This is a genomic window from Bradyrhizobium sp. USDA 4461, from assembly GCF_054055655.1.
In genome coordinates, this window is record NZ_JBSRXM010000001.1 from 6200585 (window position 1) to 6219705 (window position 19121).

The following is a 19121-nucleotide window of genomic DNA, read 5'->3' on the forward strand; positions in this document are numbered from 1 at the left end:
CGGCCGCGTCATCGCTTCCGCGCCTGTGACAGCCGCGTCGGAAATTGCAGCGGCGATCGCGATCAGCGTTGTCACGCCTCGTCCGTTCAAGATGTTGGCGATCCGTCGCTTCCGATTATTGAAGTCGGATTGTTCGTCGCGCGGAATGATTTCGTTGCGTCGCCGCCGCCTCGATCTGCTGCATGCAGCTCGCTTGCGCGTGCCAGCAGGCGGCGTTGCTGCGCGATAATTCGGTGATGTAGACTGCCTCACACCAAACGGTTGGGACTGCGATCCGCGCTCCAACCGAAAAGAAAAATCAGGGCGAGAAAAATCAGGGAACGGATCTCACATGAAGGATTTTGCCGGAAAGATTGCCGTCATCACCGGTGGCGGTACGGGCATGGGGCGCGAGCTGGCGCGGCAGCTCGTGGCCGAGGGCTGCAACGTCGCGATGTGCGATGTCTCGGCCGAGGCGATGGCCGAGACCAAGCGGCTCTGCGAGGTCGAGAAGCTGCCGCAGGGCCTGCGCATCACCACACACGTTGCCGACGTCTCGATCGAGGATCACTACAAGCGTTTCCGCGACGAGCTGATCGAGCAGCAGGCGACCGACAAGATCCATCTGCTGTTCAACAATGCCGGCATCGGCGGCGGCGGCAGCCTGTTCACCAACACCCGCGAGCAGTGGGAGCGCACCTTCAACATCTGCTGGGGCGGCGTCTATCTCGGCGTCCGTACCTTCCTGCCGCTCCTGGTGAAGGCCGACGAGGCGCACATCGTCAACACCTCGAGCGTCAACGGCTTCTGGGCCTCGGTCGGCCTCGGCGTATCGCACACCGCCTACAGCGCGGCGAAATTCGCCGTGAAGGGCTTCACGGAGGCGATGATCAACGATCTCCGTCTCAACGCGCCGCATGTGAAGTGCTCGGTGGTGATGCCCGGCCACATCGGCACCTCGATCGTGTCGAACTCGCGCAAGGTGCAGAACGGCGCCGACCAACTCAATGCCGACGAGCTGAAACAGGCCCGGCAGCGTCTGCAAGGGCAGGGCATCGATGTCGCCAAGATGTCGGATGCCGACATCCAGCAGCTGGCGCTCGATCGCGCCCGCATCTTCCATGACGAGGCGCCGACCACGGCGGCCGCCGCCGCCAAGATCATCCTCGATGGCGTCAAGGCCGATCGCTGGCGCATCCTGGTCGGCGACGATGCCCACCTGCTCGACGAGCGCGTGCGCAGGACCCCGGAGCAGGCCTACACGCCGGAGTTTTATCAGGACCTCGTCGCGGCGACCGGCTGGAAGGTCGGTTGATCAATCCTCCATAAGATCCGTCATGCCCGCGCGACGGCTTTGCCGTTGTCGCTGGAGGAGCGCGGAACGCGCGTCTCGAAGCATGCGCGGCCGAGCTGGTGGCCGTTCATCCTTCGAGACGGCCGCGTTGCGGCCTCCTCAGGATGACGGGGTTAACTACCCGCGCATCGCGCGCTGGCGCGATCCTGCCTGATAGGCGAGGCGGTAATGCCCTGAGCAATAGGGCATGCCGCCGAGCGGCGGGTTGCCGCAGAAGCAGAAATCGTCGGCGCCCGGGCTGCTGATCGGCCAGCGGCAGCGCTGCTCGCTGAGCTCGAACAGCGAGCAATTGTTGGCGCTGACAACGGGCGCGTCGCGGGGCTCCGGTTCGTAGAGCGCCTCCAGCAACTGCAGCTGCTGCTTCGCGGTCGCCCGCTGCGCGGCGTTTGCGGCGGACTTCTTGCGCCGTGCGCGGCGTTGGTCCGGCGTCGTACGCATCAGGTTCAGCCGCGACAGCTTGCCGATCACCGCATTGCGGCTGACGCCGATATTGACGGCGATGTCGCGGCAGGAGAGGCCGGCTTCAAAGTAGATCTTGAGTTGGTCGACGCGCTCCGGCGTCCAGGTGGGTTCGATCGCAATCATCTGACGGTTCCACGTTCTGTGTTTAGAACCGCCGCGTCGACGCGCACGTCCTTAGTTCTTGAGCTCCGCGCAAACGCTTTCGCGTTTGCCGCGAGGGATGCTCTCAGGGCGTGCGGCCGTTGTCGCGGATTGCAAGCAACCCGTCCTTGATGGCGAGCCGAATGCCTTCCTCGATCAATGTCCGTGCGACGCCCGGGACGCTCGTGCCGTGGGTGCCCTGTCTCACCAGCTTCTCGAGGTATCCGATGGTCGAGAGCGCCAACGTGACCGGGACGCGGTCGGTTTCGGCCTTTTCCGTAGCCATGGTGAAACGCTTAACTCTGAACGCCCGTACTGAAAAGTATCTATTTAGAGTCTATTTAGGAATAAGGCTGTCCGTCAAGCCGTTCAGCCGCAAAATGAAGACAGCCGCGCATCGGCAAGCCGCGGATCAACTCCGGCGCGCCGCCTTTGTCTGATTATCGAGACAAATGAAATGGTTAGGGTCGTACTTCGACCTTGACCGGGAACTTCTTGAGAAGCCGCTCCGCCGTTTCGGCCTTGTCCGGCGGTGCCTTCACGCTCAGGTATAGCCCGCGGGACGGGTCGGTGATGGCGTCGACGCTGACCTCGCCGGACAACCCTTCGAGCGCCAGCAACTCACGCGCCGCCTCGCCGGCGGCGATCTCGCGCAGCTTGGGCTTGAAGATCTTGCCGACCGGCGTGACCGGCATCTCCGCAATCACCGACACCACGCGCGGCCGCGCCGGCGGCTCCAGGATATTCTCCTGCACGAACGCCGCGAGCGCGTTCGGATCGATCTGGGCGCCCGGCTGCGCCGAGACGAACAGCATCGGCACCTCGCCGGCATAGGTGTCGGGACGCCCGACGGCCGCAGCCAGCGCCACGCCCGGGAAGGCCAGCGCGGCGTCCTCGATGGCGCGCGGATCGATGTTGTGGCCGCCGCGGATGATGACGTCCTTGGCGCGGCCCAGGATGTAGACGAAACCGTCGGCATCGATCCGGCAGATGTCGCCGGTGCGCAGCCAGCCGTCGCGGAACGCCTCCTCGGTCTGCTTCTTGTCGACATAGCCGGCAAACACCTGCGGACCCCGTGTCAGGAGCTCGCCGACCGGCGAGGGCCACGGCCCGGTGTGCAGCTTGTCGCCCTCGAGGATCGCAAGCTCGACCAGCGGATTGCGGGTGCCGACGCTTTCGGCGCGCGGCTTCACGCCGTGCACGTCATGGGTGATGGCGCCGGCGAGCTCGGTCATGCCGTAAAGCTGCTGGATGCAGGCGCCGCCCCAGGTCGCGAGATAACGCCGCTCGATCTCCGGCGGGCAGATCGAGGCACCGGTGGCGGTGACGCGCAGGGTCGAGATGTCGCTCTCCCCGACCGGAACGTCGGCCAGCGCGCCGAGGATGGTCGGCACGTTGCCGGCGATGTTGATGCGGTATTGCTCGATGATCTGCCAGAAGTTGCGGACCAGCGCCGGATCGCGCGCGCCGGCGGGGCCGGGGATCACCATCGTCGTGCCCGCCGACAGGCAATTGGCCGAGGTGCAGAACAGGCCGCCGACATGGAACAGCGGCATCGTGATCATCGCGCGCTCGCCGCGATGGAAATCCAGCGCCATTCGCGACGATACGGTGGAGGCGACCATCGCGCGGTTGGTGAGCCGCGCCACCTTGGGATGGCCTGTCGTGCCGCCGGTCGGCAGCATCACCGCGACGCGGTCGGCCTCGCGCATATCCCTGGACTTGCCGTAGTCGTCGCGCCACGCCGGATCCGGCCGCAGCACCTCGCCGTCGAACGAGATCGTGCCGTCGAGCGGCACGATCTCGATGCCTTTGAGCGACGGCACCTCGCGCTCGAGGCCCTCGATCCGCTCATACAGCCCGCCGGGCATGCCCGGCGGCGGCGCCAGCAGCAGTTTGGCGTTGATCGCATTGAGTTGGGCTGCGATCGCTTCGCGGGTGAACAACAAATTGAGCGGTTCGGCGACGCCGCAGGCGGCCGCGCCGAAGATCGCGACGATGCTTGCCGGACACGCCGGCACCAGGATCGCTACCGCATCGTCCTTGCCGATGCCCTGGCCGCGGAAATAGTTTTCCGCAGCCTTGATCGAGCCCATCAATTGATCGTTGGAGATCACGACCGGGTTGGGATCGAGCGGCGAGCGCAGATAGATCGCGGCCTCGGCGTCCGGCGCGGCCTGCGGGCCGCGGGCGATGAGATCGAGGATGCGCGGGCAGGCGGCGAGCGTCTCCTGCATCTCCTTGTCGCGCAGAGCCTCGTCGGCCGGCGAAAGCCTGTCCTTCAGCATATCCGTCCCCGTCCATTTTTGTTCGTTAGGAGGGGAGTGTAGCGAGCCGCGCTTGCGGAGCACAAGTGCGGCCTATCGACCGGCTGTCAGCCGTGGACCACGGATTTGGCGATCATGCAGTGAATGCCCTTGGAGCCGTTGACCGTCTGCGTCACGCGCAGGTCGGCGGCCAGGCTGCACAGCGTGTAGGCGTCCTCGCGCGACAGGTTGCGCTTCTCGCCGAGCAGCACGATCATGTCGCGCAGCGCCCGCACCACGCACTGGTCGAGGTCGGGATCCATCGCCATGGTCATGTAGTGGTCCGCGGTCTCGGCGCGCGGATAGGCGAGCTTGAGATCCTTGCGCAGGGTGAGGCGGAAGCGGCCGGTGAGCGCGGTCTCGATCGCGGTGACGCAGACCTCGCCGTCGCCCTGTACGCCATGGCCGTCGCCGCAGGAGAATAGCGCGCCCGGCACGAACACCGGCAGATAGAGCTTGGCGCCGGCGCCGAGCTCCTTGTTGTCGAGATTGCCGCCCATGGCGCGCGGGATCAGCGAGGAGATGCGGCCCCAGGCCGGCGGCGGCGACACGCCCATCACGCCGAAGAACGGCTTCAGCGGCAGGTCGAGTCCCCAGGGCATGCGGCCGACCATCCGCGCGCGATCGAGCGGGATGTTGAGGAAGCGGGTCTCATGAAAATCGTCGGGCAGGGTGCCGGACAGCGGCTTGATCAGATTGTAGCCCCAGTCCTGGCGCAGCTGGACGTCGAGGATATCGACCTCGAGCACGTCGCCGGGCTCGGCGCCGGCAACCGCGATCGGGCCGGTCAGGATGTGCCCGGGCACCATCCGTTCACACTTCGCATGGATCTCGTCGAGCTCCGGCGGGACATGAAATTTGCCGCGGTCGGGCACCACATCGGCGCCGCCGCTGACGGTCTCGATCGTGACCTCGTCGCCGCTCGCGATGGTCAGGACCGGCTTCAGCTTGGCTTCGAAGAAGCCCCAATGGCAGGTTTCGGGACTGGATTTCAGATGATGATGGGTCATGTGACGGCTTTTGATTGGTTTCCCAGCAGCGTATGACGCTGTAGCAGAACTTCGCAGAGGCTTCCCTTGTTTTTTGTGCTCTCCAAGACGCTCGGCATCATGCTGCTGCCGATCAATTTCCTGATCGGCATCGGCGTGATCGGCGCCGTGCTGGTGCTGACGCGGTTTGCGCGCCTCGGCCGCAGGCTGATGATTGCGGCGCTGCTGCTGCTCGCGATCTGCGGCTTCTCGCCGCTCGGCAATGTGCTGATCGCGACCTTGGAGCAGCGCTTCCCGCCATGGGACGCCTCGCGCGGCGCGCCCGACGGCATCATCGTGCTCGGCGGCTCGATCGATGCCGACCTGTCGGTTGCACACGGCACGCCTGTGGTGCGCAGCGCCGCCGATCGCGTCATCGCGGCCGCCGCGCTCGCGCGACGATATCCGAACGCGCGGCTGGTGTTCACCGGCGGCAGCGCCAATTTGATCTCGAACGATGCGCGCGAGGCCGACTATGCCGCCGAGATGTTCGAGAGCCTCGGGATTCCCAAGTCGCGAGTGACCATCGAGCGCCGCTCGCGCAACACGGTGGAGAACGCCGAATTTTCCAAGGCGCTGGTCGATCCCAAGCCGGGCGAGCGTTGGCTGCTCGTGACCTCTGCCTATCACATGCCGCGCGCGGTCGGGCTGTTCCGCAAGGCTGGATTCGACGTCGAGGCCTATCCGGTCGACTGGCGGGTCGGCAATGTCATGAGCTTCGCGACGCTGGCGATCGAGGGCCTGTCGCGCACCGATCTCGGCACGCGGGAGTGGATCGGGCTCGTGGCCTATCGTCTGGCCGGCAAAACCGACGATCTGCTGCCGGGACCGGCCGCGCGGTAGCGCAAGGCACCTGTCGCGTCGACCGTGCATTCCGGCTAACATCCATGCAAAAGGTGGCGCCAAGCCGCCGATCACGGGAGCTTACGCATGCAGCAACAGACACCGCCGGAACAATTCGATCTTGCCGCGACCGTCGCCGATCTGAACGGCCTGCTGCGGCTGAAGACCACGGTGATCGGCATCAAGATGTTCGCGCGCGTCGAGGAGATGGAGGCGATTCCAAAAATTCGCCGACCGTCGGCGGTGCACACCACAGACCAGATTGTCAGCATGGCCTCGCGGCTCGGCTGGACCGTCGGCATCACCGCCGACGATCTGGTCGGCGCGCAATGCCGCGCGGTGATCGGGCTCGCACCGCAGGACGAGACGTGGCTTGCCGGCGAGAACTATGTCGGGGTCTGGCATGGCACCGCGGAAGACGCGCGCAAGCGCCAGGAAGCGCTCGACGTGGTGCCTTATGGCCAGTACCAGGCGATGGCGGTGAGCCCACTGACCAGCGGACGCCTCAATCCGCCCGACATTTGCCTCGTCTATGCGACGCCGGGGCAGATGATTATCCTGATCAACGGGCTGCAATATACCGGCTACAAGAAGTTCGAATGGGGCGTGGTCGGCGAGACCGCCTGCGCGGATTCGTGGGGGCGGGCGCTGAAGACCGGCGAGCCGAGCCTGTCGCTGCCGTGCTTCGCCGAGCGCCGCTATGGCGGCGTGCCCGATGAGGAGATGCTGATGGCGCTGCCGCCGGCCTATCTGGTGAAGGCGATCGCCGGAATGAAGCAGCTTGCCAAGAACGGCCTGCGCTACCCGATCGCGCCCTATGGCATTCAGGCCGACGTCCGCGCCGTCATGGGGGTGTCGTACAAGAAGTAGCGGCACGCGCGTCATTGCGAGGAGCGATAGCGACGAAGCAATCCATCGCGCCGCACACGCGGTGAAATGGATTGCTTCGCTTCGCTCGCAATGACAAAACGGGGCAATTTCGTTGTGTTGGAGCCTGATCCATGTCCTCGTCGAAACTCGATGTCGTCGTCTACGGTGCGACCGGCTTCACCGGCCAGCTGGTCGCCGAATATCTCGCGGCGAACTATCGCGACAGTAGCCTGACATGGGCGATGGCCGGACGCAGCAAGGACAAGCTCGCCGCGGTTCGCGATGCGATCGGCGCGCCCGCCGACACGCCGCTGATCGTTGCCGATGCCGGCGACACCGCATCGCTGAAGGCGATGCTGGCGCAGACCAAGTCGGTCATTTCAACGGTCGGCCCGTATCAGCTGTATGGCAATGAGCTGATCGCCGCCTGCGTGGAAAGCGGCACCGACTATTTCGATCTCTGCGGAGAGCCGGTCTGGATGCGGCAGATGATCGATAAATACGAGGCCGCGGCAAAGGCCAGCGGCGCGCGGATCGTGTTCTCCTGCGGTTTCGACTCCGTGCCGTTCGAGCTCGGCGCATTCTTTGTCCAGGAGGAAGCCAGGCGCGTGTTCGGCGCGCCGGCACCGCGCGTCAAGGGCCGGGTGCGCGACATGCGCGGCACGCTGTCGGGCGGCACCGCGGCAAGCGCCAAGGCGACCTTCGATGCGGTCGCCAAGGACCTCAGCCTGGTTGCGATCCTCAACAATCCGTTCGCGCTGACGCCGGGCTTCGAGGGCCCGAAGCAGCCGCGCGGCAGCAAGCCGGCCTATGAGGAGGATCTGCACTCGTGGACCGCGCCGTTCATGATGGCGCTGATCAACACGCGCAACGTCCACCGCTCCAACATGCTGATGGGCTTTCCCTACGGACGCGACTTCGTCTACGACGAGATGGTCCTGACCGGCCCCGGCGAGAAGGGCGAGGCCAATGCCAAGAAGGTGATGGCGCTGAACGCCGAGAAGACCGGCCCGAGCGCGCCGAAGCCGGGCGAGGGGCCGTCAAAGGAAGAGCGCGAGAACGGCCGCTACGATCTGCTGTATGTTGCGGTCGCCCCCGACGGCCGCACGGTCCGCGCCGGCATCAAGGGCGATCGCGATCCCGGCTACGGCTCGACCTCGAAGATGATCTCGGAATGCGCGATCTGCCTGTTGCGCGATACGCCCGACGTCGCACCCGGCTTCTGGACGCCGGGAGCCGCGATGCAGGGAAAACTGATCAAGCGCCTGGTCGATCACGCCGGGCTGACGTTCGAGGTTGAGAAGTAGCCTCGCGAAATATTGCTCCATGTCATCGGCCGGCCTCGACCGGGCGATCCAGTACGCCGCGGCCTATCCGCTCAGGCACGGACGTCTCTGGAATACTGGATGCCCCGCTTTCGCGGGGCATGACAGCCAGAGCGCTACGCCGCCGCCCGCGGATTATACGCGTACATGAAATCCATGCCCTTGGACGACACCGGCAGCAGCAGCTTCAGCATGTGATCGCGCAGCCAGGCACCGGTCGGGCTGAACTCGCGCTTGCTGTTGCCGTTGCGGCGGGCGATCGCCACGATCTTCTCGGCGCGCGGACGCCGCTCATGCTCGAAGGCCTGGAAGGTCATGCCGAGCTCCTGGCCGTCGCGCATCAGCATGCCGAGCCGCAGCGCGTCCTCCAGCGCGAGCGATGCGCCCTGGCCGGCATGCGGGCTGGTGGCGTGCGCCGCATCGCCGATCAAGAGCGTGCGCTTGCGCGACCAGGTCGGCAGCGTCGCGACGTCGAGCGTGTCGGTGACTCCGATGTTCTCGGTGGCCTCGATGATCGCGGGGATCGGCGCATGCCAGCCGGCGTGGAAATCGCGCAGATGCTGCTTGATCGCGTCCTGGCTTTGCAGCCGGTAGGCCGCCGCGGTCATGCCGTGCGACGGCTGCGTGCTCCACCACATCGCACCCGCATCCGGATCGGGGCTGCACAGGCCGTAACCGAAGAAGCCGCTTTGTCCGAACGTGGTCTCGACCTTCTGGCCGATCGGCAGATGCTCGATCACCCTGCGCGGCACGAAGCCGCCGAAGCCGAGCAGCCCGGTGTCGAACGGCGTCGGGCCGTCCGGGATCACGTGCCGCCGCGCCGCCGAATGCACGCCGTCGGCGCCGATCACGAAATCGCCCTCGGCGGTGGTGCCGTCGTTGAAATACGCGATCACGGGTTGATCGCCGCGATCCTCGATCTTGACCAGGCGCTTCTCGAAGAACACCGAGACGTTGGAGGCCCAGGCCTTGTCGATCAGCGTCTCGTTCAAGGTCGCGCGGCACATGTTCACCGCAGGCTGGCCGAAGCGTTGCTGCATGTTCTGGTTGAGCGAGCCGAGCTTCTTGCCGTTCTGCGAATAGAAGTCGAAGGACTCCGCGATCGAGCCGTTGCGGATCAGCTCGTCGGCGAGCCCGAGCTCGGCCAGCACATGCATGCCGTTCGGTGCGATCTGCAATCCGCCGCCGATCCCGGTCGAATAGGGCCAGGCCTCATAGAGCTCGGCCTCGATGCCGGCGCGGGTCAGGAACATCGCGGTCACCGGACCTGCGATGCCGGCGCCGATGATGAGTGCCTTGCGGGGACGTCTGGTCATCATGTCTTGCTCCATGCATCCGTGTCGGCTAGGAAGGGTTAGCGGCTAATCATCTTAGTTGCTAAGATATTTATCTTCTGAGGTAAGAGGTCGCCTTTGTCAAGCGCCAAGTCGCGCGATGCGCTGATGCAGCAACTCGAGGAGGCCATGCGGCGGTCCTCCGCGCAGGGCGTGATGTACGGTCAAGCCGTTGCAAACATGGCCGGAATTTCCAATTCCGATATGGAGTGCATGGACATCCTGCACCTTGAGGGCCGCGTCACCGCGGGACGGCTCGCCGAAGTCACCGGGCTGACCACGGGTGCGATCACCGGGGTGGTCGATCGCCTGGAGAAGGCGGGCTACGTGCGCCGCGAGCGGGATGAGAGCGACCGCCGCAAGGTCTTCATCTCGGTGGTGGAGGACAAGGCGATGGAGATCGGCAAGTTCTACGTGCCGATGCAGAACGCCATGCTCAAGCTCTGGAGCAGCTACAGCGACGACGAGTTGCGGCTGCTGCTGCGCTTCGCCAATGACGGCTACAAGGGCGTGCTGGAAGCAACCGAAGCACTGAAGGCGGTGATCGACATGCCGCCGGAGCAGCGCGCCAATCTCAAGCTGCCGCCGAAGTCTCGTCGCTGATTTCGGCCGGCATCGCGCGATAGCGCTCGGTGGCCGCGTACATGCCCCACATCGTGCCCAGCATCATCCAGAAATGCCGCCAATGGTCGGTGTCGATGATGAAGCTCTCGCCGGCGATGCCGAGGAATGCCGAGAAGATCGCAAGATAGTCGCGCTGCCACGGCACCCGCGTGTAGATGTAGCGGAAGCCGATGACCGCGCTGACGAACACCAGCGCCGGATAGCAGATGCCCGAGATCCAGCCGCCCGACATGAAGGCGTTGAGGAAGGAGTTGTGGGTATCCTCGGGAAAATAGGTGTGGAATTGCAGCGGCCCGATGCCGAACGGCAATTCCAGCGCCATCTGGGCGCCGAGGATGTGGCGGCCGAAGCGGCCGAAGCGGCCTTCGTCGTAGCTCTGGTCGAAGCTCGCGCGCTGCTTGAACATGTCGGCGACCGAGCCGATCGAGAGCAGCACCGCGATCAGCGCGACCGCCAGGACCGCGGCGATCAAGGTCATCACGATGATGCGCGAGCGCTGCGCCTGCGAGCGGCTGGTGAACACCATCAGCGCCAGCATGAAGGCCGCGGTGATCAGGAGCCCGCCCCAGGCGGCACGCGAGAACGACAGCAGGATCGCAAGCGAGATGATGCCGAACGCGATGGCGTTGCGGAACGCCTTGCCGAAGCGGTCGGAGACCACGCTTTGCAGCGTGAACAGCGCCGGAAGGATCAGGAACGCGCCGAGCACGTTGGGATCCTTGAAGGTACCGCGGGCGCGATCGTACAGCGTCAGCAGGTCGTAGCCGCCGGGCACCAGATGGAAGTAGCCGGCGATGCCGGCGAGCGAGGCGATCATCGCGCCGACGATCAGGCCGCGGCGCAGCATGTCGAGGCGCGCTTCGGTGTCCTCCGACATCACCATCGCGAAGAACACGACGGTGACGGCCATGTACCAGGAGGTGAGCACCCAGTTCACCACCTCCGGCTTGTCGAGGAACGGCACCGCGCCGATGCTGTAGCCGACATTGAGCACGATCAGCGAAAACAACAGCGGCATGAACACCAGCTGCATGCGCAGGCCGGTGGCGAAGAACAGCACGCAGGCGGTCAGCGTGACCAGTTCATACGGGCTCGGCTCGATGAACACGATGGCGATCGACGCGCCGGCCAGCCACACCAGCGCCCGCTGCAACGCCAGCACGCCTGACGGCGCCGATGTCAGCGATTGAGACGTCCCGGCTGTCGCCGCATAGGCCATCGGATACTCACGCAACGCGGTACAAAAATCTTGGTTTCGTCACTGCGAGCGAAGCGAAGCAATCCACCTATCCCCGAATTGCGGCATGGATTGCTTCGTCGCTTCGCTCCTCGCAATGACGGCAGTTAGTCTCGGATCTCAGTACGCGTTCTCGTTCTTGGTAATCAGCGAGAACGGGGTCTTGAGCAGGATGTAGAGGTCGAACAGCACCGACCAGTTCTCGATGTAATAGAGGTCGTATTCGACGCGTTTCTGGATCTTCTCGTCGGTGTCGACCTCGCCGCGCCAGCCGTTGATCTGGGCCCAGCCGGTGATCCCTGGCTTGACACGGTGGCGGGCGAAATAGCCGTCGACGGCCTCGTCGAACAGCCGGTTCTCCAGCTTGCTCTGCACGGCGTGCGGGCGCGGGCCGACCAGCGAGAGGTTGCCCTTCAGCACGACGTTGAACAGCTGCGGCAATTCGTCGAGCGAGGTCTTGCGGATGAAGCGGCCGACGCGGGTGACGCGCGGATCGTTCTTGGTCACCACCTTGGAGGCGGTGGGATCGGCCTGGTGATGGTAGAGCGAGCGGAATTTGTAGACGTCGATCCGCTCATTGTTGAAGCCGAAGCGCTTCTGGCGGAACAGCACCGGGCCGGGGCTGTCGAGCTTCACCGCGAGCGCCACCAGTCCGAGTACCGGCAGCGCGGCAAGCAAAGCGAGGCCGCCGACCACGCGGTCGAACAGCCATTTCAGCACCAGATCCCAATCGGTGATCGGCGCCTCGAACACATCCAGCGTCGGCACCTTGCCGAGATAGGAGTAGGAGCGGGGCCGGAAGCGCAGCTTGTTGGTGTGGGCCGACAGGCGGATGTCGACCGGCAGCACCCAGAGCTTCTTCAGCATTTCCAGGATGCGGGTCTCGGCGGAGATCGGCAGCGCGAACAGCACGAGATCGACCCGGGTACGGCGGGCGAACTCGACGATGTCGTCGACCTTGCCGAGCTTCGGCGAGCCGGCGCAGGTCTCCATGGCGCGGGCGTCATTGCGGTCGTCGAACACGCCGAGCACGTGGATGTCGGTGTCGTCGTCGGTGTTCAGCGCCTCGATCAGCTGTTCGCCGTTCTGGTCGGCGCCGACAATGATGGTGCGGCGGTCGAGCCGGCCGTCATGCGCCCAGGCCCGCACCATCGAGCGCAGCAGCAGCCGCTCGGCGATCAGCACCGCGAGGCCGACGCAGAAGAATGACGACAGCCAGACCCGCGACACCTCGCCGCCGAGCTTGACCAGGAAGGAGACGCCGATGAACAGCAGGAACACGAAGGCCCATGACGAGATCATCCGCGTCATCTGGCGGAGCTGGCCGCGGAAGATCTGCACCTGGTAGATGTCGGCGGCCTGGAAGCAGACCACGGCCGCGGCCGACATGCCGAGGATCGAGCTGACGTATCCCCAGTGGATGCCGCCGCCGGCGAGCGGCCTGACATAGGCGAGATAGAGCCCGACGCCGACCAGGCTGAGCAGCACGAAATCGGCGAGGCGAACCACGCCGGCGATCACGACCGGCGAATAGGCGCCGCGAACTTTTTGATTGGTGACGGCGAGCGCGGCCGGCGACAAACGGCGGCGGCGTTCGATCTGCGGCTGAGCGGCCGTCGCTGACGCCGCGGCGTCCAGCATCGAGCGTGCGTTAAACGGTTCCACGAGTCCACGTCCATTCCTGCGCATGCAGATGGGCATCCGCGCGCAGCAGCGAAATTCCCCTGGACGCGACTTAAGGGGACAAATCGGAAGAAACGGTTACGTGTGCAAGAAATGGTTAACGTTCGGCAAACGCGTCGCGATAGCCGGCGAGCACGCCCTCGACCATTGCGCTCTGTGAGAAATGCTCGGAGATCCGCTCGCGCAGTTGCTGCGCGCGCGCTGTGGTCGTCGTGGGATTGTCCAGCGCGGCCTTGATGGCGTCGGCCATTGCTCCCGCATTGCTCGGCGCGAACAGGGCGTCGGTGTGGGTATCGAATATCTCCGGGATGCCGCCCACATTGGCGGCGATCATCGGAACGCCGGCGGCGCCGGCCTCGATCACCACGTAGGGCATCGAATCGCCGCGGGAGGGAACTACCAGCAGGCTGCCCTTGGAGAAGCCGAAGCGCGCCTTGACGTGGCCGATGAAGCGAACGGCATCGCCGAGCGACAGCCGCTTGACCTGTTCCTTGAGGCGCTCGAATTCCTCGCCGTCGCCGCCGAGCGTCAGTGTCACCGGCTTGCCCTCAGCGCGCAGTTTCGCCACCGCGTCGATCAGGAGGTCAGCGCCCTTGATGCGCCGGAACTCGCCGACATAGGCCACATCGGTGGCGTCGTCGGCCCTCGGGACCGGCTCAAACTCCTCCGACGTGACGCCGTTGAAGACGCAGCGCACGAGGCCGGTCGGCTTGCCCACGGTGCGCTGGTAGGTGTCGCGGGCAAACGCGCTCTCGAACAGGAACAGGTCGGTGCTGTTCATCAGCGTGCGCTCGAGCTGGCTGTAGAAGCGGCCCTTCCAGGTGTCGAGCGGGTAGTGCAGCGAGCCGCCATGCGGCGTGTAGACCCGGATCACCTTGCTCGAGCGCCGCCGCAGGCGAACATAGGCGCCGGCTTTGGCGCCATGGCCGTGCACGACGTCGGGCTTCAGCTTGCGGATCAGCCCGGCGATATGCGCCCAGACCATGACGTCGGCGAAGCGCGGCTCGCGGCGGATCGCCACGCGGTGGACGCCGAGCGTGAGGCGCGGCGCGATTTCGGCCAGCACGCCGTCGGCGCGGGTGCCGCCGGTCAGGCTGTCGGCGACGATACCGACATGGTGGCCGCGCTCGATCTGGCCGTTGGCGACATCGAGGATGTGGCGAATGATGCCGCCGACCGGGGCACGGACGACGTGCAGGATGCGGAGCGGCGCTTGCTGGTTTTGATCCTGGGCCATCGATCAGAACCAGCGCTCGCCGACGAACACGGTGTCGCCAGGCCCGATCGGGGTGCCCAGGGGAGCAACGAAGCGGCCTGCGCCCGATGCATCGGTGTGGGTGAGGGTGACCTCGTCGCGCCTGGCGCGCGGCGAGAAGCCGCCGGCGATCGCCACCGCGCTCTCGACCGTCATGTTGGGCACGTAGGGATATTGGCCGGGGGCCTGGACTTCGCCGAGGATGAAGAACGGCCGGTAGGACTCGATCTCGACCGCCACCGAAGGCTCGCGGATGAAGCCGTTGCGGAGCCGTGCGGTGATCTCGGCGGCGAGCCCCGCCGGCGTCCGGCCGCGTGCCGGCACCGAGCCGATCAGCGGCATCGTGATCGCGCCGGCGGCATCGATCGCATAGGAGTTGGTCAGGCCTTCCTGGCCATAGACCACGACGCGCAGCTTGTCGCCGGGGCCGAGATTATAGGCCTCGCGCCTCGGCGCGGGCTCGGCATAGGCGATCGGCGCGGCATAGGAGGGCTGGCCGTAAGCCATCGAGTCGAGGCCGGGGTCGCCGGCAACCGGCGACGTCCGGCCCATGCAGCCCGACAGCGCGAGCGCAGCAATCAGACAAACAGGGGGAGCGCGCAGATCGCGCATGTGAGGAATCCCGCGACAATATCGGTCCCGATTAACGGCGCTCATGGTTAACAAACAATGACGGATCAGGTGGTGGCGGCGATGTCCGGCAACCGCACCGATTAACCCGGCAGCAACCTTAATGGACTGTAATCGCCGCCATTGAAGGGGAGTCGCGGCGTCCGCGGGAGTTGGTTATGCGGTTTGCATTCTGGCGTAGAGACAAGGAAAAGGCCGTCGTGCAACGGGCGGTGCCGAAGTCCGCGCGCGTTGCCGATGAAGCTGTCGTGAAGCCGGTTGCGCCGAAGCCCATTCCCGACAAGCCGGCGCGTCCGGCCGAGGCAACCGATCTCGATCTGCATGTGCTCGGCCGCGCGCTGGCACGCAAGCGCGGCTGGATCGTCGTGCCGACCGTGCTGGTGTTTGCGTTGTCGCTTGCCGCCGTCAACGTCGTGACGCCGCGCTACAAGTCGGAAGCGCGAATCCTGATCGACAATCGCGAGAACGCCTTCCTGCGTCCGAACGGCGAGCGCGACCTGGAGCGCACCTCGCTCGATGCCGAGGCGGTGACGAGCCAGGTGCAGCTATTGCTGTCGCGCGATCTCGCGCGCGACATCATCAAGAAGAACAAGCTCGCCGAGCGCCCCGAGTTCGATCCGGTGCTGCGCGGCTTTTCCCCGCTGAAGTCGCTGCTGGCGCTGTTCGGCATCGGCCGTGACCCGTTCAGCCTGACGCCGGAAGAGCGGGTGCTCGATTCCTATTACGAGCGCTTCCAGGCCTACGCGGTCGACAAGTCGCGCGTCATGGTGATCGAATTCCAGTCGGAGGATCCCGAGCTTGCGGCGCGTGTCGCCAACTCGATCGCGGACGGCTATCTCGTGCTGCAGCAGGGCGCGCGGCAGGATCAGGCCAAGTCCGCCAGCACCTGGCTGCTCGGCGAGATCGACAAGCTGCGCGGCAAGGTCGCGGACGCCGATTCGCGGGTCGAGGAGTTCCGCTCCAAGTCGAGCCTGTTCGTCGGCACCAACAATATCCCGCTGTCGAACCAGCAGATGGGCGAGCTGAACACCCAGCTCAACAATGCCCGCGCGCTGAAGGCGGATGCCGAGACCAAGGCGCGGCTGATCCGCGAAATGCTTCAGGGCGGCAAGCCGATCGAGGCCTCGGAAGTGCTCAATTCCGAGCTGATCCGCCGGCTCGCCGAACAGCGCGGCACGCTGCGCGCGCAGCTTGCCGAACAATCATCGACACTGCTCGACAACCATCCGCGCATCAAGGAATTGAAGGCGCAGATCGCCGACCTCGACCGTCAATTGCGCGAGGAGGCCGGCAAGATCTCGCGCTCGCTGGACAACGATGCCCGTGTCGCCGACGGCCGCGTGCAGGCGCTGCAGGCGAGCCTCGACCAGTCGAAGAAGCAGGCCTCGTCGAGCAACAGCCAGGACGTGCAGCTGCGCGGGCTGGAGCGTGAAGCCAAGGCGCAGCGCGATCTCCTGGAGGCCTACCTCGCCAAGTATCGCGAGGCGACCGCACGCGAGAACATCGAGGCCGCGCCGACCGACGGCCGCATCATCTCGCGGGCCACGGTCTCGAACACGCCGGCCTATCCGAAGAAGCTGCCGATCGTGCTGATCGCGACGCTGGCGACGCTGTTGCTGTCGTCAGGCATCATCATCACCGGCGAGTTGCTGCGGATCACCGCGCCCGGCGCGGTCGGCCGGGCCTTCGCGCCGGCGGCCGCCGTGATCCGGCGCCGCGAGCCGGTCATGGAGGCCGCGGCCGAAGACGAGCCGGTGCCAGCGCTGCCGCCTGAGCCCGCCCGCGCGGCGCCGGTTGCACCGAGGACACCGCCGGAGCCTGAATTGCCGCCGGCGCCGGCGGTTGCCTATGAGCCCGTCGTCAGCGAGCCGCAGCCTGCGCCGGCCCATGCGGTCGACGAGATCGATGAACTTGCCGAGCGTCTTGTCGCGGCCGGTCCCGCCGCGCATAAGGTCACGGTCCTCGGTCCGGCGACCGGTGAGAGCGTGACGGCGACGGCGTTGGCGCTGGCCCGTCTGATGGCGCGCCAGGCCAAGGTCGTGATGGTCGATCTCGTCGGCTCCTCGCAGGTATTGGCGGCAGCCACCGTCGACCCCGCAGCGCCCGGCCTTGCCGAGTTGATGCAGGGCGAGGCGACGTTCGCGCAGATCATCACCAAGGATCGGCAGTCGCGCGTCCAGATCGTCAGCGCCGGGCGTCCGGGCTTCGATCGCAGCTATCTGCAATCGCAGCGGCTCGTGCTTGCGATCGATGCGCTGCTCAGGGTCTACGACCACGTGCTGCTCGACGCCGGTTCGGCGCTCGACCTGCCGGCCGAACTCTTGACCGCGAAGGCGCAGGCCGTCGTGGTGCCCGATGCCGCGATGACGCAGGATGCCCGCCGTTCGATGGTCGACCAGCTCAGGGCCGTCGGCTTCTCCGAGGTGACGATGCTGAGCAAGCCCTGCGCGCCGTCGCAAGCGGCTGCTGCCGGCCCGCGGGTCGTGGCGGCCTGAATCGAGCCGTTAAAGCGAGATGAGATCCGATCGGATCGTCATCGCGCTGTTCCCTGATGGCGCTTCAGTGTGCCAGCACCGGCTCGCGCGCGGCTCGCTCCAGCACCGGATCGATCCGCAGCCGGATCGTGACCAGGGCGCCGATCAGTCCGACGACCGCGAGCAGCAGCAGGCCCGCGGTGAATCCGCCGGTCAGGTCCTTCAGGTAGCCCATCGCGAACGGGCCGGCGAAGCCCGACAGGTTGCCGAGCGAGTTGATCGCGGCGATACCGGCGGCGGCCGAGGCACCGTTCAGGATGCTGGCCGGCATCGGCCAGAACATCGGCGGCACCGCGGAGACGCCGATCTGGGCGAGGCAGAGCAGGCCGATGATCAGCACCGGACTTGAGACCAGCCCGGCGAGGCCGATACCGACGGCGGCGAGCGTCAGCGCGCCGGCGACGTGGTAACGCCGCTCGCCGGTCTTGTCGGAATGGCGGCCGAGCAGCACCATGCCGATCGCGCCGAACACGAAGGGCAGGGCGGCGAGGAAGCCGGTCTGGGTGTCGGTGACGCCGAACGCCTTGATGATGGTCGGCAGGAAGAACGCGACGCCGTAGCTCGCTGCATTGAGGCAGAAATACACCAGCGCGCAGGCGAGCACCCGCGAATCGGTCAGCGATTGCATGACCGAGATGTGCTCCACGGCTTCCTTCTTCTGCCGCTCGATCTCAAGTGAGTTCTGCACCCATTTGATCTCGTCCGGCTGCAGCCAGCTTGCCTGGCGCGGGAAGTCGGGCAGCATCGCCAGCACGGCGAAGCCGACCAGCACCGACGGCAGCGCTTCGCAGATGAACAGCCACTGCCACCCGGTCAGGCCGGCACCCGACAAATTGAGCAGCAGGCCCGAGATCGGCGCCCCGATGATGCTGGAGATCGGGATCGCGAGCATGAACAGGCTGATGACGCGGGCGCGATAGATCGTCGGGAACCAGAGCGTCAGATAGAAGATGATGCCGGGGAAGAAGCCGGCCTCGCAGGCGCCGAGCAAGAGGCGCAGGAAGTAGAAGATCCATTCGCTCGAGACGCCGCTCGCCGCCGACATCTGCGGGATGAACGCGAATGCCGCCGAGACGATGCCCCAGCTGATCATGATGCGGGCGATCCAGCGCCGCGCGCCGAACCGCTCGAGGAGGATGTTGGAGGGCACCTCGAAGAAGAAGTAGCCGACGAAGAACAGGCCGGCGCCGAGCCCGTAGGCGGCTTCGCTGAGCCCAAGCGCGGCATTCATGTGCAGCTTGGCGAAGCCGACATTGACGCGATCGAGATAGGCCACGAAGTAACACAGGATGAGGAACGGAATCAGCCGCCGCATCATCTTTCCAACCGCGCGCTTCTCGACATCGTCGCTCATCGTTCCCGTCCCTTCTGGCTTTTCGATTCGGCGCACGGTCACCGCGCTCTCCGGGGGCGTACAGTGTACACCCGCAGCGGTCCGTCGCTTGGCCCTTGCAAGTTTTGTTGCAAGCCTTGCGTTCATTGTTGTGTAATTGACGGCCGCGTGACTAATGGCATT

General features: G+C 65.8%; 16 protein-coding genes. 6 read left to right on the forward strand and 10 right to left on the reverse strand.

What is annotated here, in order from left to right:
* The first annotated feature begins 331 nt into the window (after window positions 1-331).
* Window positions 332-1294 (forward strand): SDR family oxidoreductase, encoded by a 963-nt coding sequence (locus tag ACVINW_RS29110; RefSeq protein WP_456754449.1) that lies wholly within the window; start codon window positions 332-334, stop codon window positions 1292-1294.
* A 156-nt stretch (window positions 1295-1450) separates the two neighbouring features.
* Here the strand turns inward: ACVINW_RS29110 and ACVINW_RS29115 are convergent, their stop codons facing one another.
* The 4 genes from ACVINW_RS29115 to ACVINW_RS29130 form a co-directional block, all read right to left on the reverse strand.
* Entirely contained in the window at window positions 1451-1918 is a 468-nt protein-coding gene (locus ACVINW_RS29115; RefSeq protein WP_456754450.1) for a GcrA family cell cycle regulator, read from the reverse strand.
* Between the two features lie 103 nt (window positions 1919-2021).
* On the reverse strand, window positions 2022-2222 hold the full coding sequence (locus tag ACVINW_RS29120) for a hypothetical protein (RefSeq protein ID WP_016844973.1): 201 nt from the start codon (window positions 2220-2222) through the stop codon (window positions 2022-2024).
* A gap of 175 nt (window positions 2223-2397) precedes the next feature.
* Window positions 2398-4224: an AMP-binding protein gene (locus tag ACVINW_RS29125; RefSeq protein WP_456754451.1), complete on the reverse strand. Its 1827-nt coding sequence runs from the start codon at window positions 4222-4224 to the stop codon at window positions 2398-2400.
* Between the two features lie 86 nt (window positions 4225-4310).
* Entirely contained in the window at window positions 4311-5252 is a 942-nt protein-coding gene (locus ACVINW_RS29130) for an acetamidase/formamidase family protein (RefSeq protein WP_456754452.1), read from the reverse strand.
* Between the two features lie 66 nt (window positions 5253-5318).
* Here ACVINW_RS29130 and ACVINW_RS29135 point away from each other — a divergent pair, with 66 nt between their 5' ends.
* The 3 genes from ACVINW_RS29135 (at window position 5319) to ACVINW_RS29145 (ending at window position 8290) form a co-directional block, all read left to right on the forward strand.
* Window positions 5319-6113 (forward strand): YdcF family protein, encoded by a 795-nt coding sequence (locus ACVINW_RS29135; RefSeq protein WP_456754453.1) that lies wholly within the window; start codon window positions 5319-5321, stop codon window positions 6111-6113.
* Window positions 6114-6200: 87 nt separating this feature from the next.
* Entirely contained in the window at window positions 6201-6983 is a 783-nt protein-coding gene (locus tag ACVINW_RS29140; protein ID WP_456754454.1) for a DUF169 domain-containing protein, read from the forward strand.
* A 131-nt stretch (window positions 6984-7114) separates the two neighbouring features.
* The gene (locus ACVINW_RS29145; protein WP_456754455.1) at window positions 7115-8290 is read left to right on the forward strand and encodes a saccharopine dehydrogenase family protein; all 1176 of its coding nucleotides are present in this window, start codon (window positions 7115-7117) and stop codon (window positions 8288-8290) included.
* A gap of 134 nt (window positions 8291-8424) precedes the next feature.
* Here the strand turns inward: ACVINW_RS29145 and ACVINW_RS29150 are convergent, their stop codons facing one another.
* On the reverse strand, window positions 8425-9624 hold the full coding sequence (locus ACVINW_RS29150) for an FAD-dependent oxidoreductase (RefSeq protein WP_456754456.1): 1200 nt from the start codon (window positions 9622-9624) through the stop codon (window positions 8425-8427).
* 147 nt (window positions 9625-9771) lie between these two features.
* Here ACVINW_RS29150 and ACVINW_RS29155 point away from each other — a divergent pair, with 147 nt between their 5' ends.
* Complete coding sequence (locus ACVINW_RS29155; protein WP_456756532.1) at window positions 9772-10245, forward strand: MarR family transcriptional regulator; 474 nt, start codon at window positions 9772-9774, stop codon at window positions 10243-10245.
* Here ACVINW_RS29155 and ACVINW_RS29160 read toward each other — a convergent pair.
* The 4 genes from ACVINW_RS29160 to ACVINW_RS29175 form a co-directional block, all read right to left on the reverse strand.
* Entirely contained in the window at window positions 10217-11485 is a 1269-nt protein-coding gene (locus tag ACVINW_RS29160; protein ID WP_456754457.1) for an O-antigen ligase family protein, read from the reverse strand. The two genes, ACVINW_RS29155 and ACVINW_RS29160, sit on opposite strands and share 29 nt — an antisense overlap.
* Before the next feature lie 138 nt (window positions 11486-11623).
* The gene (locus ACVINW_RS29165) at window positions 11624-13168 is read right to left on the reverse strand and encodes an undecaprenyl-phosphate glucose phosphotransferase (protein WP_456754458.1); all 1545 of its coding nucleotides are present in this window, start codon (window positions 13166-13168) and stop codon (window positions 11624-11626) included.
* A 115-nt stretch (window positions 13169-13283) separates the two neighbouring features.
* A complete protein-coding gene (locus tag ACVINW_RS29170; protein WP_456754459.1) occupies window positions 13284-14423 on the reverse strand; it encodes a glycosyltransferase family 4 protein in 1140 nt (379 codons plus the stop codon).
* A 3-nt stretch (window positions 14424-14426) separates the two neighbouring features.
* Entirely contained in the window at window positions 14427-15053 is a 627-nt protein-coding gene (locus tag ACVINW_RS29175) for a polysaccharide biosynthesis/export family protein (protein ID WP_456754460.1), read from the reverse strand.
* 176 nt (window positions 15054-15229) lie between these two features.
* On the opposite strand from ACVINW_RS29175, the gene ACVINW_RS29180 reads away from it, so the two are divergent.
* Window positions 15230-17566: a GumC family protein gene (locus ACVINW_RS29180; protein ID WP_456754461.1), complete on the forward strand. Its 2337-nt coding sequence runs from the start codon at window positions 15230-15232 to the stop codon at window positions 17564-17566.
* A gap of 64 nt (window positions 17567-17630) precedes the next feature.
* On the opposite strand, the gene ACVINW_RS29185 is transcribed toward ACVINW_RS29180, so the two are convergent.
* Window positions 17631-18959, reverse strand: a complete 1329-nt coding sequence (locus ACVINW_RS29185; RefSeq protein WP_456754462.1) for an MFS transporter — start codon at window positions 18957-18959, stop codon at window positions 17631-17633.
* Between the last annotated feature and the right edge of the window lie 162 nt (window positions 18960-19121).